The following is a 1,513-nucleotide window of genomic DNA, read 5'->3' as shown; positions in this document are numbered from 1 at the left end:
GCCGCTCCTTCTTGATCGGCTGGTATGGCATCTAATTCTTGGCGCATAGCAGCCAAACGCACCCCATAAGAGGCACGGATTTGCTTCTCCCATCGTTGCTCAGACGCTAAACTCCACACCTCCCCCTTCATGGCACAAACCCGTTTAAACAAGCCATTTTTAACAGCCACACCAAAGGGGTAACAATGCACCGAAAAAGGCACTTTGCCTGCTCGCGCTTCACGGATCAATTCATTGAAAGGATTGAGTACACCGTTATGGGTGGAGATGACACGGATCTTGCCTCCCCAAATGAGCAAAGCATTGACAGCATCCAAAACAGAGCGCACATCTTGATGAAACGCCGCCTCGTCAATCACCACAATGCCCTGTAATCCGCGAATATTTTCAGGGCGGCTAGAAAGCGCCTCAATCCGAAACCCCGAAGCAAAACGCACCCGATAAGCAGAGATATATTTTGTTGACCCATCCGCCCTTTGATCAGAGAATAAAAATTCCTCCACATCCCCACTATTACGAGTGATTGCCCTTGCAAAATTGCTCACATAACCAATAAATTCACGTCCCTTTTCTTTCGTGTCTCCAATATAAAAAACATTATCGCCACCAGCCTTAGGCGTTGCTGCCGCAATAAGGGTATCATCCAAAGCTTCCGCAAAAGTAATGCCGGTCCGCCGCCCCTTTTCAACCAATTTTAATGGGGACTTATCTTCAATCCATGCGCATTGATGCGCCATCAAAACACCTTCCTCCAAAGGATCTTGCTCTTGAGGAAAAGTACTCGCCTGCCAAATATCAAAACCACTCTGATGATCAAAGACATGACTTTTTGAGAGGAGCTGTTCAGCCATTTTTAACCCCCAACACCTGCGCACGAATAGCCCGCGCGCGCTCTTTAGAGAGCCCCGCTGCTGCCGCTGCCATCTCAACCGCTTTACTTGCTTTGGAGGCAAAATCTTTCTCCAACTTTTGCCGCCTCGTGGTCGACAAATGTTCAGCTGCCAAAACCCCTTTGAGCGCATTAGCCAATTCTTGTGCCGCTTTTGGAGAAAGGTTTTTCCCACTGCTTAACGTGGAAAAAATAAGCTCTTTAATCGCCGCTGCCGTCAAGAGAGTAATATTATCAGAAGCTTTGGCATCAAAACGCTGCGAGAGGCTTGCTGCAATTTCTCTTGTCTGTTCTAAGCGCCGTGACATCACCGCTAGCCGCAAAGAATAACGATTAAAACTGGAAAAAGAGGGAATAGAAAAGCTTAAACCCGTTTCCTTTTGTAAAGCCTTCAAAGCCGCTTTAAACTCACCATAAATAGCCATTTGTGTCTTCTCACGCCCGTTTAAAGCCTCAGCAGCTGCAGCAATAATTTGATCACAAGCTTGCGGCAATAAATCAATCGCCGTTAAACGTCCACGCCCGACCTTGCGCATCCTTCACCTCGTATTTTATTGATGAACGTTTAGGCCGCTTAATCCCCTCAATGGAAAAGCTTCGGTCTAAATGACGTGCTCCCCGTTC

General features: G+C 47.4%; 1 protein-coding gene and 1 pseudogene. Both read right to left on the bottom strand.

The features are described 5' to 3' along the window. Positions 1–851, bottom strand: a pseudogene (locus ACFIJS_RS08915) (hypothetical protein); the annotation flags it as partial. Continuing rightward, positions 844–1,425 carry a phage protein Gp27 family protein gene (locus ACFIJS_RS08910; RefSeq protein ID WP_375620368.1) on the bottom strand — a complete coding sequence of 194 codons (582 nt, stop codon included), beginning with the start codon at positions 1,423–1,425 and terminating at the stop codon, positions 844–846. The gene ACFIJS_RS08910 and the pseudogene ACFIJS_RS08915, both read right to left, overlap by 8 nt. Between the last annotated feature and the right edge of the window lie 88 nt (positions 1,426–1,513).

Origin of the sequence: Bartonella sp. OT172YNZD, from assembly GCF_042193725.1 — a bacterium.
Classification (GTDB): domain Bacteria; phylum Pseudomonadota; class Alphaproteobacteria; order Rhizobiales; family Rhizobiaceae; genus Bartonella; species Bartonella grahamii_A.
The sequence above is the reverse complement of the archived record's forward strand: the minus strand, read 5'-3'. Positions and strand labels throughout refer to the sequence as shown.

Coding starts and splice junctions, on each gene's coding strand:
- ACFIJS_RS08910 (WP_375620368.1), bottom strand. CDS start 1,425: ATGCGCAAGGTCGGGCGTGGACGTTTAACGGCGATTGATTTATTGCCG.